The following is a 25,832-nucleotide window of genomic DNA, read 5'->3' as shown; positions in this document are numbered from 1 at the left end:
ATTAACAATTCAATCTACAAAGGCTTTGTAGCCACACCGCCCGAAATGCCTGCCCCGGAATGTAGTACAACAGACGCTTCAACGCGTTTTCCCGTAGCGAATCTTATTTTTTCAATAATGTCATCCCCAACTTATGGTGATGAACCAACATAAGGATTTTAGAAGGAGGACTACAGTGAATTTCCAAAACTTAAATTTATTCATCCTCGCCATCCCTATTGTTACTTCTTTTATTATTTCGATTGGCTTATATCTTTATTACAGAAAAAAACCGAAAGTTGATAAAGGTTTTAAGTTCAATTATTATGCCCTTTCATACCGCCGAAAATTTTGGCGTACTGTCTATTCGATTCCAATATGTATACTTTCAATCGGAGTCATTTATTTAATGCTAGGATTTTCTAGGTTGTTTATTTTCATAACATTTTTCATCACCATTTTATTTGCTATTCAAGCAACCTATAATTACGTCATGTGGAAAAGAGAATTAAAGCATTAATATGACACATTGTTCATTCGAAGTTTTGGGCAATGTGTTTTTTAGTTCCTTTTTGATTTGTATAGGTATTAGTTCTGTCAACTTTCTCTTTAAAAAGTACAATAGCTGATCAAGTTATATTTCTTTCCTTTACTTTTACTTTGGAACGGCTTATACTCAATTCACAACCATATATTGTGTTTTTTTATCACGGTACTACTAAATGTAGTTTAAAAGGGAAGTTTGGTGCAAAACCAACGCTGTCCCCGCAACTGTAAATGCTGACTGAAGACTAAAATTGCCACTGTGCCACGTGCATGGGAAGGTACGTCTGATGGATGACGCAAAGCCAGGAGACCTGCCGTGTTAAAACTACGTACATTTCTTCGGGGAATAGGAAATGGAGGCGCAATTTTTCCATTTACGTTTCCATTTCAGGCTATCCTTTTTTTCCCGGGATAGCCTTTTTATATTTTCTTTAGAACGTACAGCACAATAAATATCTTTATAGCGAGGGATTCTATTAATGAAACTTTATACGAAAACAATCTGTCCAAAATGCCTATGGGTAAAATCCGAACTTGATGCTGCGAACTTACAAGTCGAGATTATTAATATTGACCAGGACGAAACGGCAAAGCAAAAAGTACTCGATGCAGGCTTTCTATCTGTCCCTTTATTCGAAATCAACGGAGAATTTATCGCAGAGCCAACTTCCATTATTAACCGAATTTCTGAAATAACTGCATGATTATTTATGCTTCACGAACTGGCAATGTACGATACATCGTGCAAAAACTTGGCTTGCCTGCAAAGGATTTAGCCGATGTGGATAAAATCGATGCGCCGTATCTGCTATTTACATATACGGATGGATTAGGCTCTGTCCCCCCTATCGTCGATCAGTTCATGACTGCGAACTACAATCAATGCAAAGGAATTATCGTAAGCGGGAACCGTAATTTCGGTCATGCTTTTTTCGGCCGAGCAGGTGATCTTTTAGCAACAAAATACGGCATTCCGTTAATCGAGAAACTAGAATTACGTGGGACCCCATTCAATTACGAAACCATTAAAAATTACTATTATTCCATTTGGAAAGAGGTTTAATGATGAAACAATATTTAAAATTAAACAATGACATATTAAATCGTTACCGTGCTACGGGTGAACTGGATTTAGCAAAAGATAAAGAAGCAACACGCCGCTATTTCCTAGAAGACGTGAATGTCCGTTTACGCTACTTTATCGATATTGAGGAAAAAGTACGCTATTTAGTTGATGAAGGCTATTATGAAAAAGAATTTCTTGAAATGTACTCAATGGATTTTATTAAACGGATGTACAAAAAAGCGTATGCGTATAAATTCCGTTTCCCCTCGTTTATGAGTGCTTCGAAATTTTACGATAGCTATGCAATGAAAAGCAGAGACGGAAAAGAAATTCTTGAAAAATATGAAGACCGAATCGTTATTATTGCCCTTTATTTAGCACAGGGTGATGAAGCATTGGCAGAAAAGGCCATTAAAGCGGTCATGACTGCCTATCAGCCGGCAACACCTACTGCTTTAAACAGCGGGAAAAAAGCACGCGGTGAGCTTGTCTCATGCTTTAAACTGACGATGGACGACACGATGAATTCGATTGCCGAAAACATCGGCTATTGCCTGGAGCTTTCCCGATTAGGAGGCGGTGTCGGAGTAAACTTAACCGATCTGCGTCCTTTAGGTGATCCGATTAAAGGGATATTAAACCGTGCGAGCGGGGTAATGCCAGTTGCGAAACTGCTGGAAAACTCCTTTAGTTATTCGAATCAGCTTGGGCAACGAAATGGTTCTGGAGTCGTCTACTTAAATGTTTTCCACGGAGATATTGAGGCGTTCATCTCTTCCAAAAAACCAAATGCAGACGATAAAATCCGTCTTGCCACACTCTCAACAGGGATTATTCTTCCGGATATTTTCTTTGAACTGATGCGCCGCGATAAAGATATCGTCTTGTTTAGTTCTTATGACATTTATAAAGAATACGGAAAACGCATGTCGGAAATTTCGATTACGGAAATGTACTACGAGCTATTGGATAATCCGAACATCCGTAAACTGAAACGATTAAATGCACGTAAATTATATACGGAAATCAAAAAAGCTCAATTTGAATCGGGTTATCCGTTCGAAATATTTGATGATAATGTTAATAACGCTCATCCATTAAAGGAAATCGGTCGTGTGAAGATGTCCAATCTATGCACCGAAATACTTCAGTACCAACAAACAAGTGTTGTTACCGATCAAAATGAGCCGAATGAATATGGCCTCGATGTTTCTTGTAACCTAGGTTCAATTGACATTCATGAAGCAACGAAAGTTCAGGATTTCGGTCAGCTTGTCGATACAGCAATGCGTCTTTTGACGAATGTTTCAACTATGACAGATATCGTCAACGTTCCTTCTGTATCTAAAGCGAACAAAGTAATGCACTCTGTTGGATTAGGTGTTATGAACTTGCATGGGCACCTCGTACAAAGCGGAATCCGTTATGGTTCCAAAGAGTCCATCGAATTTATCGATGCGTTTATGGAAGCATTGAACTATTACTCGTTAAAAGCATCAATGGAAATTGCGAAGGAAAAGAACGAAATATTTTACCAATTTGAGGAAAGCGATTATGCGAGCGGGGTTTATTTTGAAAAGTATATAAACAAAGAAGAAATAGAACTTACACCTGGTGTGATTAAAGCACTTGGGGCTACACCGATTATTACTCAAAATATGTGGCACCAGTTGAAGTCTGACGTATTGGAGCATGGGTTATTCCACTCCTACAGATTGGCGATCGCTCCGACAGGCAGTATCTCATACATCCGCAGCTGTACGGCTTCTATCTCCCCTGTTACGGAACGTGTGGAAGTACGTGACTATGCGGACAGCCGTACCATTTATCCGATGCCATTTTTAACAAATGACAATGAGGAACTCTATACAGAAGCCTATGATGTAAATCCGTATGAACTGATCGACCTTTACGCAGCCGCGCAAAAGCATATTGACCAAGGAATTTCCATGACACTTTACGTAACGGACCAGTGGAACACAGAACAATTAGCAAAAGCCTACATTTATGCGTGGACGCGTGGTATTAAAACCGTTTATTACGTACGCCAACGTTTACTTACAATTGAGGAGTGTGTCGCATGTCAAATTTAACGTATAAAGCGGTCAACTGGAATACCCCAACGAGTGAACTCGCACGTATTTTTTGGGATCAGCAATGGAAACAAATATGGTTCCCAGAGGAAATTGCAGTCAGTAAAGACGTCAAACAATGGAAGGAATTCGAGCACCAAGATACGTACAAAAAAGTGTTCGGCGGCCTGACATTGCTTGATACAGTACAAACGAACATTGGCATGAATGAAATCGCTAAGTATACACCTGATTTTCAGGAAAAAGCGGTATTAACAGTTTTCGGATCGTTTGAAGCGATTCACGCGAAGTCTTATTCGTATATTTTCACAACACTTTGTACAAATACGGAAATTGACGAAGTGTTCGATTGGGTGCAAAAAAATGAGTTTCTTCAATATAAAGCTAACCGTATTGGAGAAGTATATTCTGCTATAAAAGAAGATGACCCGGAAAGCTTATGGAAAGCGATGTACGCTTCAGTTATGCTGGAAAGCTTCCTATTCTATTCCGGCTTCTTCTACCCGCTTTATTTAGGCGGACAAGGTGTACTGCGAAATAGTGCGGAAGTAATTAGCTTAATCTTGCGTTAAATCGTGGCGCAAGTAAAACTCTTTGAATTCAAGGAACATCCTAACGTTAAGTCGAGGACAATCTTGAGCCAAGATTGATAGTTAAAAGGTTGAAATATATCAATAAGGTGCAACGATCATCGAAAGCACATGGTTTTACATGGAAGCGAGTAGAGTAGGGTACAAGTCAATAATGGTATCCGAAGCGGAGAGATATAGCAAAAGTTATATATGATATGATCTGATCTTATAAGAAATTATAAGCTGCATATAGCAGAAGTAAGAATGACGAACTTACTTGAACAAAATGGACGAATCAATCCACGGAGTAGCAGTCGGCTTTTTCGCCCAGAACATTTTCAAAACGTTCCCAACAGAAAAACAGCAGGAGCTAACTTTGTGGGGCTATGAATATTTACTCGATTTATATCAAAATGAAATGAAGTATACCGATGATTTATACGCAGAAACGGGACTTTCCCCTGAAGTGAAAAAATATGTGCGCTATAATGCAAATAAAGCGCTCATGAATTTGGGGCACGATACAATGTTCCCTGACGAGGAAGTCAACCCTATAGTAATGAACGGAATTTCCAATACAGGATCCACTTATGATTTCTTCAGTCAAAAAGGCGCGACGTATGCCGTTGCTAAAGTCGCCCCAATTACGGATGATACATTTAAATTTTAAATTTAAAACGCTATGGCTAACTTCTGCCATAGCGTTTTTAGTGATTTATATAATTAAAAATTTTTAATTACAGTACGAATGGATAGCTTATTTTAATTTGGGAATACTTTTATTAAAAATTAGAGGCTTAAATTAAGTTATCAAGCCACTTTTAAAGGAGAGTATAAAATGAAATTATTTAAATTATTACTTACAATGCCAATATTATTGGGGTTATTGTACGCATGTAACAACGATGATACAAAGACAAATAAGGATGTTACAGGTAATAATAGTACTGTTGATGAAACAGCGAATAACAAAAATACCACTAATAACTCGGAAAATGAAAATGAACGTACTGGAATTAAGGTCGCAGATGTAAATTATGCTTTTACTGAATTTGATTTAGACGTAGAATATGCGAATCGCAATTCATATGATGTTGAATATGAGAACGATGGAAACAATATTTATGCAGAACTAGATGATGAAATTAAAGGTATCGAGTATAAAGGTGATCAAGCGTACGAAAAGTTTGTCGATGCGTTAAAACAGTTAACATTTGACGAAACTACTAGTGATGAGGATGTTCGTAAAGAAGTACTAAAAGCATTTGCTCTCGATGAAAACTATAAGTCCTTTGAGCTTGAAGTAAAATTCAAAAACGGGGAAATAAAACATTATCATCATAATAAATAATTGTGTGTAAAGAGGGTTTAAACCCTCTCTAGAACTCTTACCATAATGCACAAAAAATCGAATTGCCTGATGCAGTTTCGATTTTTTGTGTGAACTAAAACTAATCTCTTACTTATCACATTACCGAAATTCTCCTTTACCTTTTCCCCCATAACCTATCCCCTTGCTTATTGTAAAAATGGGTAATCATCTTTATAGCTACGTTCAAATATCTCTAAAATCTCCAGTACCTCCAACGCTTCATCACGCCATTTCGATTGTAAGGCCAGCTGTTCAATATTTCGTTTGTAATCCATATAAAACAACGGCTCAAAATGAAACGGATATTCTTTGAATGGGGCAGCCTCATAGATTAATGGTCCATAAGTTCCCCAAATATAGTCAAACGTTATATGCGGATTTATAAACTCATATTGCTGCTCGTCATTCAAACCCAGATTTAGCGCTTTATGGTCTTTTTCTGCAAATCGAAATGTTTCAGGTGTTGGGACCTCTACTAATGGCGTTTTTTCAATAACCCTCGTTCTTTGGTCCCGTTCAAACTTCTCGATTTCCTTTGCTGCATGCTTATAATAAAACTGCCGTGCCTCTTGATGAAATTGGGCAATATGTTTCCCTTTTGGACCTTTTAAGTCCTGCTCTTCAATGAAGCTTTCAACAATTGTATTGACCGTCGCAGTCTTTATGAGAAAATCATTATATGCATCGTTCGATAAATTTAATATTTGTAGCATTTTTTCATGTTTGTGTTTCGCCAACGAATTATTTTCTATATAGGAAAGAGACTGTTCTATATTTTTTTCGATTAATTCATGATCGATTTTAATATTTTTATGCTTTGCATAGGTTAAGAGCGCACTACGTTCAATAGTGAAGTACAAGTTATTTTCAATGACATCTGCTAACTTCTTAAATTGACCTTGGTTATATTGCTCGGTATAAGCAGCAATTAAAAAATACTGTTCATCTAGCGGTTCTATATAGAGGTTACTTGCTGTCTCTTCAGGCTTTTGCAGAGGATATATCATCGCTACAAAACATAATAAGAGAACGATTACTACCGGATAACCCCACCTGAATTTTCTCCTGCCGTATTTATGTCCGTAATATTGTTCCATTGCTTTTTGCTGTACACGTTTTGTTTCTTCATGCATCGGTCCTGTTAATTTGTCTAATTCATTCTTCACTATTCAACACCTCCCAATCTGATTCGTTTAATTGTTCCTTTAAAAGCTTTCTCGCTTTAATTAACCTTGTTTTTACTGTGCCTTCCGCTAGTTTTAAAGTAAAGGCAATATCACGGACAGTTTGTGTATCGTAATAATAGAGGATAATTATTTCACGGTATTTAAAGGGCAACTGCCAGACTGCCTTTCCAACTGCACTTTTCTCTTCTAAAATAATCAGTTCATCTTGTTGTGAAGTGCCTCTTTCAAAACCAAGCACATCTATTACCCGCACTTTTTTATAACGCCAACTTTTCAAATAATCTTTACACTGATTTACTGTTATTTGGACTAAATAACTTTTCTCATTCGTTATTTCATTTTTTGAAAGCATGACTTTTAGCCAAACATCCTGCACAATATCCTCGGCTGCTTGTCGGTCTTTGACATATAGAAAGCTTAACTTTAATAAATAATTCGTATATGTATGAACAAGTCGTTCAAAATCCATTTCTTCACCTCACTTGACTATATAACGATTGAACATGCACTTTGGCTTTAAATTTATCCATTTATTTTAAATATAAGAACGCTATGGAAAAATTACCATAGCGCTCTAAAGACTTACGTATTTAGCTTCTCTATTTCCATTACAGCACGATCAACCGATGCTACTTCAATAATTTCGATGTTAAGTTGATGTATGTCCTTTACTTCTCTCGCCTCTTTTGCATTTTCCTCTGGTATGAAAATATGCGAAAAACCGCTTTTTTCTGCAATGAGAATTTTAGCTTTCATCGAGCCAATTTCCTTCACATTTCCTTCTCCGTCAATCGCACCTGTTACGGCAATCGGTACGTTATTGTTGAAACTGCCATTTTCGATAAGACCACTTAATACAGCGGCAAGTCCTGCACTGTCACCTTCAAAATCTTCTCTATTTAAAAAATCTTCAATAGCAGAAGAGGTTCCCGGCAGATAAGCCACAACATTTCCCTTCATCGTTTCAAAATGCTTCTCCGCGGGACGTATATAACTTAATAATTCATCATTTTTCGAAGTATAACGAATTTTATTTGTTACCATTTCCGCATCCAATACTTCTTTATCATTTGATAATTCTAGCGTCTTTATTAAGTAATCTAAATCATCAATATACGCCGCTTCGAAGATATCCACTGAAAGTATATGTATACCTGAATCTTCAACAATTTCAAAAGGCTCATTATAGGACGTTACGAAATAAGTATAGACTTCATAATTAATTAAGCGAGATTCAAATACACATATTAAAGATATCACAAAAAAAATTCCCACAAAAATCTGCTTCTGCCTATTGTTGTTCCGGTAAAGATAAAATCCTAAAAGCGCGATTCCTAAGCCAGTTATTATCAAAATAAAAAACAGATAAATATTAATCTTGTCGAAATAATAGAGCAGTAAACCCAATATGTATAAAATGAACGGCAGAACTATTAGTGTAGCTCGTTTCAACCTCTCATCTCCCTTCTGCTAATTCTTAATAATCCAATTGGTCGTAAGTAGGCATTTGTTAGTTTTTAATAAATGTCTTAATAATGTGGCTTCAAACTTCTTCACATTCCATTCGTACCGATATTTTATATGCCATTCATCTATTTCAATTTCATTTAATTTCTTTACCCACACTAACAACTGTTCATCTGTCAATCCTTTGTCCAGTAAAGCGTCAATTACAGGTAGCATGCGCGCTTCTTCTTTATCAATAAAAGCATAGTCCGTATGCAGGCAGCTTTTTAAACTTTGCAATGCTTTATGACACAAATGTAAATCCTGCATAAGCGGGTGTGCAATGGCTTCAGCTAATAAGTCACTACCATGTGCAACCGCATGTGCCCAGCCTTTCGAATTGACGAATCCTCGGTAATCCTTTTCAAGCTTTAAATAATCAACACTACGTTGAATCGCCTCTAGAATAAGTACTTCTGGCAATTTTCTGTTTTCACGGTCTTTACCAAAAATAAGCGGGATGACAAGTGCTGAAAAAGATCGAGTAAATACATCATCTGAAGGATCGTTATTCGAAATATTTAAATAAAGATGCTCGTCATCCATGCATGTATTTAATAGTACAACTAATTGTTCCACCGTTAGTTTTTCGTTCAGAATTAATTCGCAAAATCCCCTATAAATTAGGTCATCACGTAAATAAGCATCCGGATTCCCGATATTATGCAGCATGAATTGGAGCATTTCGTCTATATTGATTAGGTCTAAATTTATTTCTTCTTTTCTTACGATAGTTTCCAGATACTCTTTCATTCTTTATTCATTTCTCCTTTTAATAAGGCACATCATCCAGTTGAACCGGTGTTATAATACCTGTCTTCCAGTCATCATAGATAGCTGCATATAACACGCTATCTACAACCGTGCCGTCTTCATTTTCCCAGGCTTTTCGCAAGTAGCCCTCTTTTACAAATCCTGATTTAGTAAAGCATTTCCGCATTGGTACATTATCTGTTCTCGTATAAGCCTCAATCCGGATTTTCCCTTTTTCTCCAAATAAATAGTTTTGCAGCCAGCGTAAAGTTTGTACACCTGTTCCCTTTCCTCTTGCCTTGGGAGTTAACCGGATATCAAACAATGGAATCGAATCATCAATATCATCAATAATTACTAGCCCTACTTTTTCATGGTCGACTAAAATCCAAAATGTTTCGCGACCCTTTTCATAATAACCATTCGCTACTTTTTCTTTTATTTCTGTAGGATTTACTATAGGGTTCGCGAAAAACGGCCATTCGTTGTTAGTAAGGAAATCCGTTAAATCTTGAACTTCTGAATTAAATCGTTGCATTTTAATAGTCATCTTTTGCATTCTCCTACATTAACTATTTACTGCTTATTTCAAAAAGCTTCTTCAATGGCTCCGGTATTTTCGCAACCTTTTTCTTTTCTAAATGATAAAAGCATCCGGATTGTTTGCCTGTACAATGGATATGTTTTTCTGTAGTAATTTCCAGCTCCATTTCCCAGCTGGATTGCCCGATTTTCACCATCCAGCACCGTCCGACTGGCTTATCAAAAATTGTTAAAGGGGCTTTGTATTCTATTTCTGTTTTCATCAGGATGGGTGAAATTTGTACAGCCATCATTTCTGCTAATGGATAATGCTCATTTAAAAAAGCCATACGTAAATCCTCAAACCATCGTACGTATACAATATTACTTACAATGCCCATTGCATCGATGTCATAGGCATTTATTTGAATTGGTTGTTCTGCAATTAAAGTGCGCAATTCATTGTCCTCCTTTTTCCTCTTCATAACGAACCATTGACCAAAAACCGATATCCTCAAATCCAATTCGCTTATAAATGTGCCCTGCAGCCGGATTATCATAAAACAAACAAATCGATTTCCCTTCAGCGAGCAGATCCCAACAAAGCTTAAGCATGCAGTGTGTCGCATACCCTTTTTTCCCGTAACCCGGTCTCGTTCCGACGCCTACAATCATGGCAGATTGAGAATTTTCCGCAGTAGTTGATGCTGATGAAACCATAACGCCCTCTTCATCCCGAATAATATATGTACGCCCTGTTTTAAACTTTTCAGCGCGCTCTCTTCCTTCAATACTAAAGGTACCTGTTGAAAATTCAGGAATGGATTTAAGCATTTCAATATTTTCCTCATATTCATGCGACTGCAAATACGTTACATTTGAAAAATCCACATCTGTAATCGGAACCGTCAATTTTGTACATTTTGCATAATACGTTTCACTATCCCGACGAATCCCGCGATTGATCCATTTACGTAATGGTGCAACTAAATGCTGCAACCCCGATATTTCAATAGGACCTTTGTTTTTATTAATAATATCTGCGAACCCTGCTGCATCATAGTCCCCTTCACTATAGGGAATATAATTTTGATCATAGCGCAGTAAAACCGCAATAAGCTGATCCTCCTCAAATTGTCCCCATAACTCCTGAATATCAGATTCCATCCCATAAGCTTCAATATCACCAATTATAAATAAATTTTCTGCCGGCCTTTTTTCTACTAGTGCCATTGTTAGTTCGTGGTCATTATTTGTTAATTTTCTTATCATCATACTTCCCCCCTATATTAACTGCGTTTTATAGCCTTTACGATAAACGTCGTAGGAAAGTGACTGGCTTTATGCAGTGAATAATATCTCTCGGAATACGTTACTTCTTCAGTTTTTGCTTGTTCAGGTATATCACTTTCGATAATCTCCACAAGTTCAAAGTTCGCCCGTAACAGTGCATTAATAAAGGTCGCCATTTTATATTTGGGTATTTGCATAGGCGCATCTTCCCCTTTAAATGTCGTCGTTTCAATATATCCTTCACGCTGGTAAGAATCGGTTAATAAAAACTGATGATCTCGGCACTTGATTTGGCTATAAAAAGGGTGCTCCCAACTGAAAACAAACTCGCCCCCATCTTTTAAGTAGCTATGTATCAGCTTAAACGTTGCGGACAAATCACTTGACCAGCCGATTGCATAAATGGAATACACTAAGTCAAAATAGTTTTTCGGTAAACCAATCTCCTGTTCCATTGGGGCTGTATGTAATGTTGCTTTTATACCATTTAACGTCGTTTGCGCCAGCTCTTTCTGCTCGCTCGAAAAATCGACTCCCCAAAGCTCCTTTGCTCCATTGTTATTCATATATAAAAGAGAATGCCCACTACCAAAGCCAATTTCAAGCACCTTCTTCCCTGCAACAGATCCGATTAAATGCAGCTCCTCTTCTGTTTGCGCTAAAGGCCCATAGCCCGGTAATGCGTCTCCCCCAGCAAAATGCTTCGCTACGATATCCCAGCTTTTTTTATTGTTTTCAATAATATTGTTCAAGCGATTGTCCCCCTTTATTTTTAAGAGAATTTGAATTATTCTTTATTAACATAATTTTCTAATTTAATAGTGATTTTGATTTTATCACTGAATCATTATTTTTTCTATATACATATTTTCCAAATCATGTCACATTTCCAACCGCTAAATTGTCTAATGTTTATGAAAGGAGTGGTTTAATTGCAGCCAAAAATCATGACCATGACTAATGAAAAATTTTTAATACGTGAGATGGATGAACTCATTGAAGCGTACTATGACAAAATTTATAAATATTGCTTCAGCCTCTTACGAAATACATATGACGCTGAAGATGCCGTCCAAGAAGTTTTTATAAAGGCGATGAAGTACGGCAAATTAGCCTCGATTGAAAATCCGAATGCTTGGCTTTATAAAGTTTCGTATTTTCATTGTCTCAATAAAATAAAGCGAAAAAAATTAAAGTCTTTCATTCCCTTTATTGAGCAGGAAACAACTACAGCAGTCTTTGATCACGACAATGATGATCAGCTTGAGTCAATACTTATCCATTTAAAGCCTGAAGAACGATCACTCCTGCTATTACGTGTAATTGAAAATTATAGTTTTGATGAAATCGGTCAGATTTTTGAAAAACCACCAGCAACAATCCGAAAACGATACGAACGTTTAAAAGTAAAAGTGAAAAATTTATTATAGAAGGGGTTGATTATATGAAAGATTTCGATACGTTTGAGAAAAAATTGAAGGAACAATACGAGCAAATCGAGAGCCCAAACAAACAGCGAGTTATTCAAAAAATCTCATCTCATAAAGATAAAAAGATAAGACGATTACCGACATTTGCTATGATTTGTTTCGGTTTACTTCTTTCCGTCGCAACAGTCGGTGCAATGAATTTCAATGGATTGACGTTTTTTAATAAGAATGCATCTTCCGTTATTGAGATAGAAACAATGACAGATGAAGAAATGATTCCCCATCATCAGGCGGATGATATATCAATGAAAAATAGAAAGCTAATGGATCGATTAAGAAAAACAATTGAGCCTGGGAAATTTTTACACTTTTTAGATGTAGAGGCATATGAGCAATATGGTGAGCCCAATTTGTTCCATCTGCATAATTTTGATACGTTTCGCTCATTCGACTATTTACCTGTTGATATAACAGCTAGATGGACATTTCCAAAAACTATATTAGAACAATACGAATTTAAAGAAGGAAGATTAACGTATGATAGCCCTGAATCATCATACGAGAAAATGATGGAAATTGTAGAGCAGTTAAAACAGCAAGCGCATGAACAAAATCAACATTATGCGGTATTAGAAGGAGAGTTATTATCTTCCGTTCACTCTATATCATTACAATATGAATATAATGAATTTCCAATTATTAAGTTATTTAATATTGATATTCAAGTTATCAATAAGGGAATAAAAACAAACGAAGACCTGTCTAGTTTTATTAAATTGAATAATGTGCTGGAAACAGATGCTTATTATAGTGAAGAGCAAAAAAAGTTATTATTTGTTAAAGAAACTGCGGAGGAAAATTATTTAATATCAGTTTGGGATCCTTGGACTCCTGTTGTACCTGCAGAAAATGTGAGTGTACAAACTTTTATTGAAGTCGCAAAAATCTTTCACGATCTATAATTTCCGGCTTATTGTAAATTAACACCCCTGTTCTAATTAAAGGACAGGGGTGTTTTTCAATTCATTGGGGATTTAAACAGATGTTTTCCAAATCAATGTTAGGAAATGTAATATTATTTTTTATTAATCATAATTTCGGTAGTTTCCAGTCCTAATCGTTTTCTTAATTCTTCCGTTATTGAAAATGAAATAGTTGAACCTTTTTCTACATCTGCATATTTATGATGTACAGCAGTCACAACCGTGCCATCAGTAACGTAGGTTTCAGAAGGATTAGTATTCACATTTAAATGGTCTATATAATCCCCGCTAATTTGTCCTTGCATAAATATTTCTAGTGGCAAAATCGGATAATCCATTTGCCTTTCTACCAAAGAAATTTCAATCGTCTGATCTTGTATGTCGACTAAACCATTTGTCGGAACTGGTACCCCGTTAACTTCCAATTCATAATTCCATAAATTTATTGCTAAATCTTTTAATTCGGCATCACTATAATCTTTAATAAGGTCGTCAATCACTTGTTTATAATACTCCGCTTCCTCTTCTTTGTAGTTAAAATCCGTTTGAAGATTATCCAAAGTTGCCTGCAGTTCCTCATTCTGGACTTCCAATTTGTCGATTTGAGCATTGTTCTCGTCCAAAATTTGTGTGGACGTATCTTCATTTTTATTTGAACAACCAACGAGAATAAACATAAAACTTAAGCATACTAGGATTCTTTTCAATTATTTACACCTCCATCTATGATTTAAGGTTTTTGCTTAAGAAAACAAGTCTTTCAATTTCTTCAAACCCATTCTTCTTATAAAATGCTTCAGCTGGAATACCTCTATCAGTTAAAAGCGTGATGTTGCTTATATTATTTCCTAGAGATTTAATTAAATAATCCAACAACGCTTTACCAATTCCCCGATTTTGGCGTTCGGAGTCAACACACATTTCATGAATATAAAATTCATCCCCGCTCCACCATTTTCTTTGTACTCCCATTATAAAGCCCATTACTTCTTCATTTTCTTTTACGATAACCCCTAAAAATCCAGGTGTTTGATAAAAATCCAATAAATACTTTTGAGCTTTCGGAAATGTCCATTCATCATTCCACGGCTCATCATTAAACACTTTAATAAAAGTTTCAATACATTTAACTAAATCGGTTTCTTCCATAAGTTTAAATTCCAAAGTAAGTACCCCTTTATGTGATATTTAGAAATTGAAACATTATCGTATTTTTACGCTATAGAAGCGCATTGCCTTTGGGACACCTTCCATATCAAATATCCCATCGACGATTAAACGTCTGACGCGATATTCTATAAATTGATCGCCAACATATTGATCTAAATGACCAATTACTTCGCCGATGATTCTAGCTGATTTTATAAAGTCATTGTGCTTTTTCTCCTGATGGAGCTTCTTCACTGTCTGGATGATGTACTCATCGTAAAAAGTTTCGGAGACACTCATTATTTGATGACTTTTCCAAATGCGTAAAACTTCTTTCCCCTCACAAAGTTGCTCCCATTGCTGTTCAAATGCTTTACGTTCCCTTTGCGTCAGTGTATGACCCATCTTCTCGTTTTCATAAATTTGCTTTAATTGTTCACCTGAAAGCTCTCCCATATTTCTTGGTGTAAAATCGATTTCAGGTCTATCAAAATGAGCTTTATATGCCTCATTTGTTTGAATGATATAGATGTCGTTTGTTTTCTCTTTTAATAAATAGAGAACAAACCTTAATCCAGTTTGTTCATGTGCATTTTCTCCTGCCCAAATAATAATCGGATGGTGACTTGGGATTTTTTCGATTTCTAATAAAGTACGTTTAAAGTGATCTTCATAATTGAATAGCACCTCTTCATCAATATTTATATTTGTTCGTAACCATTCAAATCGATTAGTAATACCTTGTGCGTTATGTAAGTGCAAAATTGGACCAATTGAAAACAAATCGGAAAAGGTAATAATCCTTTCCTGCTGATCTAGTCCTAATTTTTTTAAAGCAATTTTTAAGCTTCCAGTTGGTGAATCGCCAAATACAATATGAGTAGTATGAAATTGTGTGTGCAGTTCGTTATTTGCTTGTTCTTTTTTGTAGGCTAATAGTTCGTTGTATGTTTTTTTAATATCTAAAAAGAATTGCTGTTCTGAATAACCCTTTCTTTCTTCAACTAATTGCATACGTAAAAAGAATTGAGCTAATAAAGATCTCAGTTCTTCATCCTCCAAGTGATTTAGCATATCTTTTATTTCATGAAACAAATAAATACCCCCTTTTCATTAAATTTTACCATTATTACAGTACCACTAGCGGTAAACATTAATATTTAAAGCTATTTACAACGCTTTTTGAAAATCGCTCATTTTTCTGTGCCCTAGCACAAAAGTGGTCGAGCAATTTACTTAAGCGCTTTTGTTCCTAAAAGGGAGTGGTTGATTTAGATAGAGGCAGATTGAATTGCGTAATGAGAAAAATAGAGGAATGAATTTCCGTTATTTCGAAAATAACATAAAAAATAGTAAAAATAAGGGAAGGAATTTCCGTTATTGACCTAAAAAACATGAAATTTCACGGTTTTATTTAAAATAACGGTAAAACGTTCCCTTATTTAACCTAAAAATGAGCTACATCCTTCAAATAACGGTAATATCTTCCCTTATTTTAGGAGGGCACTGAAAAACTTAATGAGGCACTTTCTATCTACTCAGGCGTTTTGAATGTGCTACACTAAATTGGAGCAGTGCTTTAGTGCTTTTGTTCCTTAACTTTATAACGAGGGCAAAACTTTGGGATTGGTGGGCCTCGCAAGCGGCAATAAAGGCAATGATAAAGACAAGTATAACGTGGCTTTAGCGCTGTCTTGCCGTAACTCATCAATCAATCAAGTAAAATTTCATTAGAAAATCTTCCCTATATTATGGTTAAAATAACTATTAAGAGGTGTTTCTACCAATGGCAATAGGAAAAACTTTAACAACAGCGCAGAATGAACAATTACTATCAACTTTAAAAGCCAGGTTCGAACAGCATATGGAGCGGCATCCGAATATTGACTGGGAAAATGTGCAGGCAAAACTGGAAGCAAATCCTGAAAAGCTTTGGTCTCTTCATGAAATGGAACGTACAGAGGGAGAGCCGGATGTCGTTGCCTATCATTATGAAACGGACACGTATACTTTTATGGACTGTTCGCCTGAAAGCCCTAAAGGTCGCAGAAGTATTTGTTATGACCTGGAGGCATTGAATGCGAGAAAGAAAAACAAACCCGAAGACAGTGCAATGAATATGGCGGCATCGATGGGCATTGAAATTTTATCAGAAGTCGAATATCGCTCATTACAGCAGCTTGGAAAATTTGATTTGAAAACTTCCAGCTGGGTTTTAACACCACCGGAAATACGTAAACTTGGAGGAGCGATTTTCTGCGATCGTCGCTATGATACGGTTTTCATGTATCATAATGGTGCAGACTCTTACTATAGTGCGCGAGGATTCAGAGGGGCGTTAACAATTTAATTTTTCCTAGTATATAAATGGGCTATCTAGTAAGCCCCTTTTTTTGTTAAAAAATAATTTCCGGAATGCAGCTATCGTGCGGTCCTTTTGTTGCAATTACAGCAAAAAGCTATAAAGAGAATATCCCCTTATAGCTTTTGTTCACTTGATTTATTAATATTTACGCAGTCGCAATGGCTGCTCCTGTTTTGTCAGTTTTAGTAAATCATCGACTCGTTGGAACACATTTTCAATATGCTGTGTTTCTTTAGCTGCAATTTTCAAAACAAATCCTTCTTTATCTAGCTGTGAGTAGCCAATTTCACAGTCCGGATGGGTAACCTTGTGCAGTTCATCATAAAATGTATCTGCTAGCTTATCGACGCAAACAAAGGAACCGTAGTGTGTATAGTTACCAAGTTGCAGTAGATGCTGTTGCTGCCCTTTTTCCCAGCATAATCGATCTATATAAAATAATTTATCGTCACGTCTAATGGCCAGTTCGGTATAAAGTTCCTTATACGTAAACGGCTCTTTTGTCGGTGACCAACCGGGTGTCATTATTTCGCTATAATATAATGTACTTGTTTTGGCTAACTCGATTGTAGTCATTTGATGAAATGTTGCATGCTCATACAAAATAAGCGGGTCCTGCAACAGTGATAAATGGCTATGCTCACCAAGCTTTATACTCGTTGATACAACAGCAGGTGTCGTTCCTTTATACACTTTTGTCGCTGCCTGTGTCGTTAAGTAAAGACGCGTATTGTCTAACAGTTCGATTTGCTGTGTATATGTATCACCGCTCACATAACCACCACCGACATGCAGTAAGTAATAGAGAGGAGTACCGTTGCGCCATACAGGCTTTCCAAGCTTAAAGGCACCGCGCGCATAGCTCTCCTCAAAGAGCATGCGCCCATTTACATTTTTTAATCGTAAACGCAGCTCTCCTGTGCTCATGCTGGTGCAAGCCCTTCAAAAAACACTTCGCGCTTAATCCAGTTCACTACATCCTCCAAGCCTTCCTCATCCTTTAAGTTCGTAAAGAAGAAGTCCTTTTGCCCGCGTGTTGCAAGTGTATCCTCTTTCATCACTTCTAAGCTTGCTCCAACATATGGTGCTAAATCGGTTTTATTGATGATGAACAAGTCGGATTTAATCATTCCTTGTCCACCTTTACGAGGAATTTTTTCACCCTGTGCTACGTCAATAATATAAATCGAAAAATCGGCAAGCTCCGGGCTAAATGTTGCCGCTAAATTGTCGCCACCACTTTCTACAAAGATCAAATCTAAATTCGGATGCGCCTCATTTAGCTCATCAATCGCTGCAAAATTCATGGAAGCATCCTCCCGAATAGCTGTATGTGGGCACCCCCCCGTTTCCACACCAATAATACGGTCTTCCGGTAAAATCCCGTTTCTCATTAAAAATTTTGCATCCTCTTTTGTATAAATATCATTTGTGACAACAGCCATCTCATACATCCCATGCATTGCACGCGTTAATTTTTCAACAAGCATTGTTTTTCCAGCCCCTACAGGACCTCCAACACCGATTCTTACTGGATTTTTTTTCATACTAATTCCTCCTCAGCTCATAAATAATCGTACAGGTATGTGCTCATGCTGCATTTGCTTTATTTCAAGCATTGGTGATGTGCACCCTACATGCTTTTCTGTTAATTGTATAATCTTCGTGATACTTTCGGTACACTTTTCCACTGCAAGCTGAAACATTTTTTGACCGTCTGTTTGCCCGAGTGGAATGGCGCGTACCGCATTTTGAATAATGGTAGAACATGCTGTATACATAATCGTTTGCACTGCAATCTCTAGCGGAAACTTTAGCTCAAAAAGTAAAATTGCCTGACATATACTGCTATGCCCGTAAGCCTTCTTTTGCTGAATGGCTGCTGCATAGTCATTTAATCGTGTCTCAGGATAGAGAGCCCGGTATAGGCGTAGCATTTGCTGACCGATACGCTGTGCTCCAAGTCTAGATTCTGATGCACTCGCTGAACAATACAACACTTCATCAAGTGCTAGCACCTTCTCCCATGCCCCGTCTGCTAAATAGTCGTACACTAGCCTTGCACTCAAACCGTCTGCATAGCAAAGCTGCTCAATATAGCCTTCTAAAAATGACTGGAACTGCATGCTATCCTTTATATGCTCCTGTTGCACAAACGTTTCCATCCCAAAGGAATGTGAAAACGCGCCTGAAGGGAAATTCGAATCTGTTAGCTGCATGAGCAGCAAAAAGTTGTGCATATTAATGCCCTATATGGCGGAATGCTTTTTTCATTTTACGTTCCTCGCGCTTAAACGGGATGCCTAGCTGTGTCAGCAGCTCTTCTACTAAGTAATCGTACTGTACAAACATTTCTTCCCCTTCAAACTGTGCCGGTAAGTGACGGTTGCCTAGTTGATGTGCGATATCGCCCATTTCCAGCATAGAGCGTGGCTGAATCGAAATGACGTCATCTTTATTCGTATAAATGACAATCATATTTTTTTCATCCTTATATAAAACATCCCCGTCCTCTAAATCGCTATGTCCATCAAGACGGATGCCAATTTCTTTCCCGTGATCTGTTTTCACACGCATAATACGCTTTACTAAATCCTCACTGTTTAAATAAATCTTCTCTACATGCCCACTTCGTAAATCATCCTTATAAATGTTGCCTAGTACTTTTTCGATAATCATATTTTTTCCTCCTCTTAAAATAAAAAGTAGCGCTGTGCCATTGGAAGGCTCTCTGCTGGTTCACATGTAATTAACTCCCCGTCCACCATTACTTCATATGTTTGCGGGTCTACATCAATCAAAGGTGTTTCATTGTTTAGCTGTAAATCACTTTTTCGTAGCTGGCGAATGTTAGAAACCGCGGTCACCTTTTTTTGAAGACCAAGCTTTTGAGGAAGTAACTGCTCAATCGCAACTTGTGACATAAAGGTAATTGCTGTATCATGTACCGCCTTGCCGTATGCACCAAACATTTGACGGTAAAGCGCTGGCTGCGGTGTTGGTATAGAGGCATTTGGGTCTCCCATAATGCTCGCAGCAATCATGCCACCTTTGACGATGATTTCAGGCTTGATACCAAAGAACGCAGGTTCCCATAGCACCAAATCGGCAAATTTACCTTCCTCAATCGAGCCCACTTCATGACTAATGCCATGTGTAATCGCCGGATTAATCGTATATTTTGCAATGTAACGCTTCACGCGGAAGTTATCAGCCGTCGTCGTTTCTTGTGGTAGCGCCCCGCGCTGCTCCTTCATTTTGTGCGCAGTTTGCCACGTACGAGTAATTACTTCTCCGACGCGTCCCATCGCCTGCGAATCCGAGCTAATCATCGAAAACACACCGATATCATGTAAAATATCCTCCGCGGCAATCGTTTCCTTACGAATTCGTGAATCTGCAAAGGCAATATCTTCTGGAATGGCTGGATCCAAATGGTGACAGACCATTAGCATATCTAAGTGCTCCTCTAGCGTATTAATCGTATACGGACGCGTAGGGTTTGTAGAGGACGGCAGTACATTAGGGAAACTCGCCATTTTAATAATATCTGGCGCATGTCCACCACCCGCGCCTTCTGTATGGTACGTATGAATAACACGGTCTCCTATCGCTGCAATTGTATCCTCTACAAAGCCTGCTTCATTTAATGTGTCGGAGTGGATCGCAATTTGCACATCATATTTATCTGCTACTTTTAAGCTTGTATCAATTGCAGCAGGCGTTGTTCCCCAATCTTCATGGAGCTTCAGTCCGATTGCTCCCGCCTCGATTTGCTCAATCAGCGGCGCTTCACTTGAAGCATTCCCTTTTCCTAAAAACCCAAAGTTCATCGGGAATTGTTCGACAGCCTTCAGCATTTTATGTAAATAAAAACTTCCGGGTGTACATGTTGTAGCGTTCGTACCGGTAGATGGACCTGTGCCCCCACCAATCATTGTCGTCACGCCACTATGCAGTGCCGTTTCGATTTGGTCTACACATATAAAGTGAATATGTGCATCAATCCCGCCTGCTGTGACAATTTTACCCTCTGCCGCAATAATGTCTGTAGAAGCACCGATTGTCATTGTGACACCATCCATTAAAAGCGAGTTGCCCGCTTTTCCGATATTGGCAATCCGCCCGTTTTTCACACCGATATCTGCTTTATAAATGCCGGTATAGTCAATAACGACAGCATTAGTCAGCACCAAATCCATACAATCTGCCTCTACTGCAAGCGGATGCTGGCCCATACCATCTCGAATAACCTTACCACCGCCAAACTTTACTTCATCACCATACGCTGTATAGTCCTTTTCAATTTCAATCCAAAGGTTAGTATCAGCTAATCGAATCTGATCACCTGTAGTCGGTCCAAACATATCAGAATATTGATCACGTGGTATACGTAGCATTACATTCCCTCCTTCATCGAACCATTTGTTTTATTATTTAATCCGTACGCCTCTTGCTTACCGCCGAACGTCACAAGCTCGACTGTTTTTTTATCACCTGGCTCAAAGCGTAGTGCTGTGCCTGCCGGAATATTTAAGTGATAGCCAAATGCCTCTTTGCGATTAAATTCGAGCTGTGCATTGACTTCATAAAAATGAAAATGTGAGCCGATTTGTACAGGACGGTCTCCGTTATTTACAACTACTAAACTTTTTACACTACGGTTTACATTTGCTACAATGTCGCCTTGAGCCAATCTTACTTCTCCTGGTATCATTAAAAATCCCTCCTATTGAATTGGATGATGTACTGTGACAAGCTTTGTCCCATCAGGGAAGGTCGCTTCTACTTGGATGTCATGAATCATTTGTGCAATACCTTCCATTACATCCTCTTGGCGTAAAATGTGCCGACCACTATCCATGAGCTCTGCTACCGTCTTACCGTCTCGTGCACCTTCTAAAATCTCATACGTAATAATAGCAACTGCTTCTGGATAATTTAGCTTCAATCCACGTGCTTTACGGCGATAGGCTAAGTCAGCAGCCACAACAATCATTAATTTTTCTTGCTCTCTATTCGTTAATTTCACGTTTCTCTCTCCCCTTTGAATGAATTATTATTGGATGTAGGAATGGGTCATTTTGCAAGCCACCGATACGCTCTGTTGCCATTTCCAATATAAAATGCATACTAATCGTTTGATAATCAGTAAATACCGTTGTAAAAGCCTTGATGCTACCCCAGTGCTCACAGCGCTGTATAATTTGGCCAAATCGTGAATCCAACGCTTCTTTAGATAATTGAATGGAGGCATATACAACATCCTTTTCATTTAGATGATTTATTAATGTCTCTCTGACGATACTTCTGATGGCATGGGATCTGTTTTGAAATCCCTTTTGGAGAACAAAATCATCCAGCTGTTTTAATAATGTCGGCTCCATGGATACACCAAATCGTTTTAATATATCACCCATCCAAATCCTCCCATTTCCAATCTTCTATATTCCACATGATGCCAAAGCCGTTGTGCCCTAGTATTCGATCGCTTGTACCGACAAGCTTATCTGATATCGCATAAATGCCATCTACATATACTAAAAAACTAAACGCCATTTCCTGTGCTAAATGCTGTTGGAACGTAGCATAATTCTCTATACGCTCCTCCCTTGTCCCGCCTTTTGCCTTCTCTAACGCTTCATTGATATCGGGATTATCAACGAGTGCATAGTTATAGCCTGCTGGTGCATGTTCTGTACTATGGAACACTCTATACGTATGGGTATCCGGATCGTCTTCACTACCCCAACCAATCATAAATGTGTCCTCAGATTCAATCGTAATATTTGACCAGTCCTTTGTTTGCAGGATGGCATTTACACCTTGTGCCTGCAGCTGCTCGACAATGACTGTTGCTAAAGAAACACGTACAGCATCTGTAATCGGTGCAATAACATTAAATTGCAGGACTTTGCCGTCATTATTCTCGAAATATTTCGACTCTTTTTTATATCCCGCTTCTTGTAACAGTTTCGTTGCTTGTGTGACGTCCAATCGGTACACATCAGCATCTGCACGTGCAAAGCTGCGCTGCAACGGTCCAAACGCTTGTTCACCTGTACCATGTAAAACTAGCTGTATTAATTGATCCCGATTAATCAAGTGATTAATCGCCTTACGTACACTTTCATCTGCTAATTGTGCATGCTGCTGATTAAACTGAAGTGCACGATAATCAGCGGTTTGTAAAGTTTTCACCTCGACATGCTCATACGCTTCTACCGCTTTCTTTTGCTGGGGTGTAATTTGTGCGATATGTAAGTCACCCGATTTTATGCGTAATAGCTTTGCGTTTTCATCAAGTTTTGTGTAAACAATTATTCTCTCAATCTCAGGCGTTGTACCGTAAAAACTTTCATTTGCTTCAAAAGTCAACACATCATCAGCACTCCAATTTTTTAATACATATGGCCCGTTTCCTACAGGTGCTGTATTTTGTGGGGCTGTTAATATATCTTGCCCTTCATAAATGTGCTGTGGGAGTAATCCAACCTTTAGCTTATGTAATAACGTAGGCGTCGGCTCATTTACTTTGATTTGTACTGTGTGTTTATCGACTATTTCTACAGCTACAACCGTTTGAAAATCGCTAAAATACGGTGATGCTACTTCAGGTGTTCTGATTTGATCGAGTGTAAATTTCACATCATCCGCCGTAATTGGCTGCCCGTCATGCCAAGTTGCTTCATGTAACATAAATGTATAGGTTAATTCATCTTCAGAAATGGTAACGCTTTTTGCTACATCACCTACCACGTCGTTTGTTTCTGTTTGTTTCATTAAACCTCTATACACAAGAGACTGAAGCTCACTATGTCCCTCTTCCGTTAAGATCGGGTTTAAATGCTCGATTGATTTCGTAATACCGTAGCGCAGTACATTTTCTGTTGGGTTACTATTCGCTGTGTTTGATGCTGTGTTACACGCTGTTAGCATGAGACACATAATGATTAGTAGAATAACTTTTTTCATTGTGATGCTCCTTTACGGTCTGACGGTCTACAATATATTGTTTTGATGCGTAGGTATTTAACCAAACCTCATCATGGCTGACTGCAACAATCGTTAAGCCATTCTTAACGAATTGAAGTAGAATGTCGCTAATCGCCTCCGTTGTCTGCTCATCTAAACTAGCAAAAGCTTCATCTAATAGAAGGAGTTTTGGGCGTTTAAGTAGTACGCGGAACAATGCAAGTTTTTGACATTGTCCTCCCGATAACGTAGATACCTTTTGTTTTAAAAGGGCAGGCTGTAGCTGTAGCTGCTCAAGTAGACTGATACAATCCTCTTTAGTGCAGTCGGCTGCCTGCTGTGCTTCGCGTATAACCTGTGCTACAGTCCATTTAGCAGGGAGACTTTCTGTATAGCTTTGTGGTACATATTGAATACTTGGTCGTACTGCTTCCCCTTTAAATACAAGCTGCGATAGCAATACTTGTAATAAGGTCGTCTTCCCACTACCACTTGCACCACAAACACCGACGATTTCACCTTGCTGACAAGAAAATTGTTCAATCTTTAATACTGGTGTTAAACGTTTCCGCCAAAAGCCACCTGTTTGTCGATAGGCGATCCCGTCCATCCTGCAGCATAGTAAGCTTTTTTGCTGGAATCTCATCGGTTTTATAAGAGGCTTCGGCTGCTCAAGAAAAGATGTGAGTTTCTGATTCTCAAGCTTTAAAAATTGGGTTGCAAATTCGCTGTACCACTTAATTTGATGAGTGATAACGAGAATAGCCATCCCTGCTGCGCATGATTCCTCCCAAAAGGATAAAGTTTTAGAAATAAATGCCTCATTTAATGCAGCGGTCGGCTCATCGGCTATTAATAGCTTCGGCTGCTGACAGTGCGCTAAAATAAGTTGAATTCGCTGCAGCATGCCTCCTGAGCATTCATATGGGTAGTAGCGTAAACAGGATGTTGGCAACTCAAATAAGTCAAAATAATCAGTAATTTTAGTCCAGAACTGCTCTTTTTCGATGCCTTTTGATAGACGAATATCTTCAAAATGCTCTCTTATTTTTTTTAGAGGGTTAAAGCTTTGCTCTGCATGCTGTGGTAAAAGGACGATATCATCTTTTGTAATTTCTGTTGCTACTTCATCGCCACCTTCGTAAAGCGCTTTGGCTAGAATCGTTTTACCAATCCCACTTTTCCCTGTAAGGACTATTTTGTCGCCCGCCTTGATGTGAAATGTTGCGTTTTTTACGATGCAATTTCCTTCGCAAAAAACGGAAAGTCCCGTTACGTGCAGCATCTTTTGCACCTCCTTCAAAGTGTTTCTTTTTCAGATGTAGCAAATACAAAGTAATAGCGGCAATAAAAAGTCCCGGAAATAAAATATTCCACCATGCACCTAGTAAAAAGTAGCTTTGCGCATCCATGAGTAAATTGCCGAGCGTCGGTGTATTCACTGCGAGTCCAAAGCCTAAAAAGCTAATTGTAGCTTCTGCAAATAGCACATGAATCGCCTCATGAATGACTGTGATACCTAAAATAGGATAGATAGCAGGGATATAATAGCGCTTTAAACGATGCCACCTCGTTGTTTCAATTTGCTTTGCCATTAGGATATATGGCTGCTGCTTCTCTTGTAGTAATTGCATACGTACTTGTCGGGCAATCGTCATCCAGCTACATAAGCCAATAATGATCGGAATCGTCCATAGTGTAGGCTTTACGAGTGAGGCGACGAGCAAAATATAGACAATGGACGGCAAGCTGTTCATAAAATCAAGTACAAGAATAATTTTATCTCCAAGCCATTTTGGGGCTAGGCTACTCAATACACCTACGCTCACCCCAATAACTAATACGACGCTTATCGCAATTACTATCATTAAAATAGAATATCCTGCACCGGCTATCGTTCTACTAAATACATCTCGTCCAAATGCATCTGTGCCAAAGAAATGTGTGATGGACGGTGCTACGTTATTTTCACCTATATACATTTCATATGGATTTCCCTTTAATACTATTAGCCCTACTATAATAGTGATTATTAACATGT

The 25,832-nt window shown here is 38.1% G+C and carries 31 protein-coding genes and 1 riboswitch; of the genes, 9 read left to right on the top strand and 22 right to left on the bottom strand.

What is annotated here, in order from left to right; all coding sequences use genetic code 11:
* Positions 1-672: 672 nt before the first annotated feature.
* A riboswitch (cobalamin riboswitch) is annotated at positions 673-858 on the top strand.
* A 146-nt stretch (positions 859-1,004) separates the two neighbouring features.
* The 6 genes from H9632_RS05675 to H9632_RS05650 all read left to right on the top strand — a co-directional run bounded on the left by H9632_RS05675 (position 1,005) and on the right by H9632_RS05650 (position 5,607).
* Positions 1,005-1,229, top strand: a complete 225-nt coding sequence (locus H9632_RS05675; RefSeq protein WP_191703142.1) for a glutaredoxin family protein — start codon at positions 1,005-1,007, stop codon at positions 1,227-1,229.
* Positions 1,226-1,588: a class Ib ribonucleoside-diphosphate reductase assembly flavoprotein NrdI gene (gene nrdI, locus H9632_RS05670; protein WP_191703141.1), complete on the top strand. Its 363-nt coding sequence runs from the start codon at positions 1,226-1,228 to the stop codon at positions 1,586-1,588. The genes H9632_RS05675 and nrdI overlap by 4 nt, the downstream gene beginning before the upstream one ends.
* 2 nt (positions 1,589-1,590) lie before the next feature.
* A complete protein-coding gene (gene nrdE, locus H9632_RS05665; protein ID WP_191703140.1) occupies positions 1,591-3,684 on the top strand; it encodes a class 1b ribonucleoside-diphosphate reductase subunit alpha in 2,094 nt (697 codons plus the stop codon).
* Entirely contained in the window at positions 3,672-4,256 is a 585-nt protein-coding gene (locus H9632_RS05660; RefSeq protein WP_225223689.1) for a ribonucleotide-diphosphate reductase subunit beta, read from the top strand. Before nrdE ends, H9632_RS05660 begins: the two co-directional genes overlap by 13 nt.
* Before the next feature lie 286 nt (positions 4,257-4,542).
* Positions 4,543-4,926, top strand: a complete 384-nt coding sequence (locus tag H9632_RS05655; protein ID WP_225223701.1) for a ribonucleotide-diphosphate reductase subunit beta — start codon at positions 4,543-4,545, stop codon at positions 4,924-4,926.
* 168 nt (positions 4,927-5,094) lie between these two features.
* Positions 5,095-5,607 (top strand): YusW family protein, encoded by a 513-nt coding sequence (locus H9632_RS05650; RefSeq protein ID WP_191703139.1) that lies wholly within the window; start codon positions 5,095-5,097, stop codon positions 5,605-5,607.
* Between the two features lie 167 nt (positions 5,608-5,774).
* Here H9632_RS05650 and H9632_RS05645 read toward each other — a convergent pair whose 3' ends face one another.
* The 8 genes from H9632_RS05645 to H9632_RS05610 form a co-directional block, all read right to left on the bottom strand.
* Positions 5,775-6,794, bottom strand: a complete 1,020-nt coding sequence (locus tag H9632_RS05645; RefSeq protein WP_191703138.1) for a hypothetical protein — start codon at positions 6,792-6,794, stop codon at positions 5,775-5,777.
* Positions 6,784-7,284 (bottom strand): sigma-70 family RNA polymerase sigma factor, encoded by a 501-nt coding sequence (locus H9632_RS05640; protein WP_191703137.1) that lies wholly within the window; start codon positions 7,282-7,284, stop codon positions 6,784-6,786. Before H9632_RS05640 ends, H9632_RS05645 begins: the two co-directional genes overlap by 11 nt.
* A gap of 113 nt (positions 7,285-7,397) precedes the next feature.
* The gene (locus H9632_RS19050) at positions 7,398-8,075 is read right to left on the bottom strand and encodes a S16 family serine protease (protein ID WP_318247673.1); all 678 of its coding nucleotides are present in this window, start codon (positions 8,073-8,075) and stop codon (positions 7,398-7,400) included.
* A 210-nt stretch (positions 8,076-8,285) separates the two neighbouring features.
* Complete coding sequence (locus H9632_RS05630; protein ID WP_191703135.1) at positions 8,286-9,074, bottom strand: DUF2785 domain-containing protein; 789 nt, start codon at positions 9,072-9,074, stop codon at positions 8,286-8,288.
* Between the two features lie 19 nt (positions 9,075-9,093).
* Positions 9,094-9,624, bottom strand: coding sequence for a GNAT family N-acetyltransferase (locus tag H9632_RS05625; RefSeq protein WP_191703134.1), 531 nt, complete (start codon positions 9,622-9,624; stop codon positions 9,094-9,096).
* Between the two features lie 22 nt (positions 9,625-9,646).
* A complete protein-coding gene (locus tag H9632_RS05620; RefSeq protein WP_225223688.1) occupies positions 9,647-10,054 on the bottom strand; it encodes an acyl-CoA thioesterase in 408 nt (135 codons plus the stop codon).
* Position 10,055: 1 nt separating this feature from the next.
* Positions 10,056-10,868: a GNAT family N-acetyltransferase gene (locus H9632_RS05615; protein ID WP_191703132.1), complete on the bottom strand. Its 813-nt coding sequence runs from the start codon at positions 10,866-10,868 to the stop codon at positions 10,056-10,058.
* A 17-nt stretch (positions 10,869-10,885) separates the two neighbouring features.
* Positions 10,886-11,641, bottom strand: a complete 756-nt coding sequence (locus tag H9632_RS05610; RefSeq protein ID WP_191703131.1) for a class I SAM-dependent methyltransferase — start codon at positions 11,639-11,641, stop codon at positions 10,886-10,888.
* A gap of 180 nt (positions 11,642-11,821) precedes the next feature.
* Between H9632_RS05610 and H9632_RS05605 the strand changes: the two genes are divergently transcribed.
* Together H9632_RS05605 and H9632_RS05600 are read left to right on the top strand one after the other, a co-directional pair.
* Entirely contained in the window at positions 11,822-12,319 is a 498-nt protein-coding gene (locus H9632_RS05605; RefSeq protein ID WP_191703130.1) for an RNA polymerase sigma factor, read from the top strand.
* Between the two features lie 14 nt (positions 12,320-12,333).
* Positions 12,334-13,281, top strand: a complete 948-nt coding sequence (locus tag H9632_RS05600) for a hypothetical protein (protein WP_191703129.1) — start codon at positions 12,334-12,336, stop codon at positions 13,279-13,281.
* Between the two features lie 113 nt (positions 13,282-13,394).
* Here the strand turns inward: H9632_RS05600 and H9632_RS05595 are convergent, their stop codons facing one another.
* From H9632_RS05595 to H9632_RS05585, 3 genes are read right to left on the bottom strand one after another with little or no spacing between them, the layout of a single operon-like run.
* Positions 13,395-14,009: a putative periplasmic lipoprotein gene (locus tag H9632_RS05595; protein ID WP_191703128.1), complete on the bottom strand. Its 615-nt coding sequence runs from the start codon at positions 14,007-14,009 to the stop codon at positions 13,395-13,397.
* A 16-nt stretch (positions 14,010-14,025) separates the two neighbouring features.
* Positions 14,026-14,466, bottom strand: coding sequence for a GNAT family N-acetyltransferase (locus H9632_RS05590; protein WP_191703127.1), 441 nt, complete (start codon positions 14,464-14,466; stop codon positions 14,026-14,028).
* Between the two features lie 39 nt (positions 14,467-14,505).
* Positions 14,506-15,546, bottom strand: a complete 1,041-nt coding sequence (locus H9632_RS05585; RefSeq protein ID WP_191703126.1) for a DUF1835 domain-containing protein — start codon at positions 15,544-15,546, stop codon at positions 14,506-14,508.
* 691 nt (positions 15,547-16,237) lie between these two features.
* Here H9632_RS05585 and H9632_RS05580 point away from each other — a divergent pair.
* Positions 16,238-16,801 carry a DUF4256 domain-containing protein gene (locus tag H9632_RS05580; RefSeq protein WP_191703125.1) on the top strand — a complete coding sequence of 188 codons (564 nt, stop codon included), beginning with the start codon at positions 16,238-16,240 and terminating at the stop codon, positions 16,799-16,801.
* A gap of 153 nt (positions 16,802-16,954) precedes the next feature.
* Here the strand turns inward: H9632_RS05580 and H9632_RS05575 are convergent, their stop codons facing one another.
* The 11 genes from H9632_RS05575 to H9632_RS05525 are packed head-to-tail and all read right to left on the bottom strand — an operon-like array spanning position 16,955 to position 25,830.
* Positions 16,955-17,743 carry an urease accessory protein UreD gene (locus tag H9632_RS05575; RefSeq protein WP_191703124.1) on the bottom strand — a complete coding sequence of 263 codons (789 nt, stop codon included), beginning with the start codon at positions 17,741-17,743 and terminating at the stop codon, positions 16,955-16,957.
* Positions 17,740-18,363, bottom strand: coding sequence for an urease accessory protein UreG (gene ureG, locus H9632_RS05570; RefSeq protein ID WP_191703123.1), 624 nt, complete (start codon positions 18,361-18,363; stop codon positions 17,740-17,742). Before ureG ends, H9632_RS05575 begins: the two co-directional genes overlap by 4 nt.
* Before the next feature lie 12 nt (positions 18,364-18,375).
* Complete coding sequence (locus tag H9632_RS05565; protein WP_191703122.1) at positions 18,376-19,056, bottom strand: urease accessory protein UreF; 681 nt, start codon at positions 19,054-19,056, stop codon at positions 18,376-18,378.
* A 1-nt stretch (position 19,057) separates the two neighbouring features.
* The gene (gene ureE, locus H9632_RS05560) at positions 19,058-19,495 is read right to left on the bottom strand and encodes an urease accessory protein UreE (RefSeq protein ID WP_191703121.1); all 438 of its coding nucleotides are present in this window, start codon (positions 19,493-19,495) and stop codon (positions 19,058-19,060) included.
* A gap of 14 nt (positions 19,496-19,509) precedes the next feature.
* Positions 19,510-21,216 (bottom strand): urease subunit alpha, encoded by a 1,707-nt coding sequence (gene ureC, locus H9632_RS05555; RefSeq protein ID WP_191703120.1) that lies wholly within the window; start codon positions 21,214-21,216, stop codon positions 19,510-19,512.
* On the bottom strand, positions 21,216-21,533 hold the full coding sequence (locus tag H9632_RS05550; protein WP_191703119.1) for an urease subunit beta: 318 nt from the start codon (positions 21,531-21,533) through the stop codon (positions 21,216-21,218). Before H9632_RS05550 ends, ureC begins: the two co-directional genes overlap by 1 nt.
* 12 nt (positions 21,534-21,545) lie before the next feature.
* A complete protein-coding gene (locus tag H9632_RS05545; RefSeq protein ID WP_191703118.1) occupies positions 21,546-21,848 on the bottom strand; it encodes an urease subunit gamma in 303 nt (100 codons plus the stop codon).
* Positions 21,832-22,236 carry a hypothetical protein gene (locus H9632_RS05540; RefSeq protein WP_191703117.1) on the bottom strand — a complete coding sequence of 135 codons (405 nt, stop codon included), beginning with the start codon at positions 22,234-22,236 and terminating at the stop codon, positions 21,832-21,834. Before H9632_RS05540 ends, H9632_RS05545 begins: the two co-directional genes overlap by 17 nt.
* Positions 22,229-23,791, bottom strand: coding sequence for an ABC transporter substrate-binding protein (locus H9632_RS05535; RefSeq protein WP_191703116.1), 1,563 nt, complete (start codon positions 23,789-23,791; stop codon positions 22,229-22,231). Before H9632_RS05535 ends, H9632_RS05540 begins: the two co-directional genes overlap by 8 nt.
* The gene (locus tag H9632_RS05530) at positions 23,739-25,076 is read right to left on the bottom strand and encodes an ATP-binding cassette domain-containing protein (protein WP_191703115.1); all 1,338 of its coding nucleotides are present in this window, start codon (positions 25,074-25,076) and stop codon (positions 23,739-23,741) included. Before H9632_RS05530 ends, H9632_RS05535 begins: the two co-directional genes overlap by 53 nt.
* Entirely contained in the window at positions 24,958-25,830 is an 873-nt protein-coding gene (locus H9632_RS05525; protein ID WP_191703114.1) for an ABC transporter permease, read from the bottom strand. Before H9632_RS05525 ends, H9632_RS05530 begins: the two co-directional genes overlap by 119 nt.
* Positions 25,831-25,832 lie beyond the last annotated feature (2 nt).

The organism is Solibacillus merdavium (assembly GCF_014836935.1).
Lineage (GTDB): Bacteria > Bacillota > Bacilli > Bacillales_A > Planococcaceae > Solibacillus > Solibacillus ferritrahens.
Note: the sequence above shows the minus strand (reverse complement) of the source record. Positions and strands in the feature narration are given on the sequence as shown.

Bases quoted from the DNA above. Each gene is read 5' to 3' on its own strand.
- H9632_RS05530 (WP_191703115.1), bottom strand. From the start codon at position 25,076: ATGCTGCACGTAACGGGACTTTCCGTTTTTTGCGAAGGAAATTGCATC.
- ureE (WP_191703121.1), bottom strand. From the start codon at position 19,495: ATGATTATCGAAAAAGTACTAGGCAACATTTATAAGGATGATTTACGA.
- H9632_RS05575 (WP_191703124.1), bottom strand. From the start codon at position 17,743: ATGAGCACAGGAGAGCTGCGTTTACGATTAAAAAATGTAAATGGGCGC.
- H9632_RS05650 (WP_191703139.1), top strand. From the start codon at position 5,095: ATGAAATTATTTAAATTATTACTTACAATGCCAATATTATTGGGGTTA.
- H9632_RS05660 (WP_225223689.1), top strand. From the start codon at position 3,672: ATGTCAAATTTAACGTATAAAGCGGTCAACTGGAATACCCCAACGAGT.
- H9632_RS05580 (WP_191703125.1), top strand. From the start codon at position 16,238: ATGGCAATAGGAAAAACTTTAACAACAGCGCAGAATGAACAATTACTA.
- H9632_RS05655 (WP_225223701.1), top strand. From the start codon at position 4,543: ATGGACGAATCAATCCACGGAGTAGCAGTCGGCTTTTTCGCCCAGAAC.
- H9632_RS05565 (WP_191703122.1), bottom strand. From the start codon at position 19,056: ATGCACAACTTTTTGCTGCTCATGCAGCTAACAGATTCGAATTTCCCT.
- H9632_RS05525 (WP_191703114.1), bottom strand. From the start codon at position 25,830: ATGTTAATAATCACTATTATAGTAGGGCTAATAGTATTAAAGGGAAAT.
- nrdE (WP_191703140.1), top strand. From the start codon at position 1,591: ATGAAACAATATTTAAAATTAAACAATGACATATTAAATCGTTACCGT.
- H9632_RS05630 (WP_191703135.1), bottom strand. From the start codon at position 9,074: ATGAAAGAGTATCTGGAAACTATCGTAAGAAAAGAAGAAATAAATTTA.
- H9632_RS05540 (WP_191703117.1), bottom strand. From the start codon at position 22,236: ATGGGTGATATATTAAAACGATTTGGTGTATCCATGGAGCCGACATTA.
- nrdI (WP_191703141.1), top strand. From the start codon at position 1,226: ATGATTATTTATGCTTCACGAACTGGCAATGTACGATACATCGTGCAA.
- H9632_RS05615 (WP_191703132.1), bottom strand. From the start codon at position 10,868: ATGATAAGAAAATTAACAAATAATGACCACGAACTAACAATGGCACTA.
- ureG (WP_191703123.1), bottom strand. From the start codon at position 18,363: ATGAAAAAAAATCCAGTAAGAATCGGTGTTGGAGGTCCTGTAGGGGCT.
- ureC (WP_191703120.1), bottom strand. From the start codon at position 21,216: ATGCTACGTATACCACGTGATCAATATTCTGATATGTTTGGACCGACT.
- H9632_RS05550 (WP_191703119.1), bottom strand. From the start codon at position 21,533: ATGATACCAGGAGAAGTAAGATTGGCTCAAGGCGACATTGTAGCAAAT.
- H9632_RS05600 (WP_191703129.1), top strand. From the start codon at position 12,334: ATGAAAGATTTCGATACGTTTGAGAAAAAATTGAAGGAACAATACGAG.
- H9632_RS05675 (WP_191703142.1), top strand. From the start codon at position 1,005: ATGAAACTTTATACGAAAACAATCTGTCCAAAATGCCTATGGGTAAAA.
- H9632_RS05535 (WP_191703116.1), bottom strand. From the start codon at position 23,791: ATGAAAAAAGTTATTCTACTAATCATTATGTGTCTCATGCTAACAGCG.
- H9632_RS05625 (WP_191703134.1), bottom strand. From the start codon at position 9,624: ATGACTATTAAAATGCAACGATTTAATTCAGAAGTTCAAGATTTAACG.
- H9632_RS05640 (WP_191703137.1), bottom strand. From the start codon at position 7,284: ATGGATTTTGAACGACTTGTTCATACATATACGAATTATTTATTAAAG.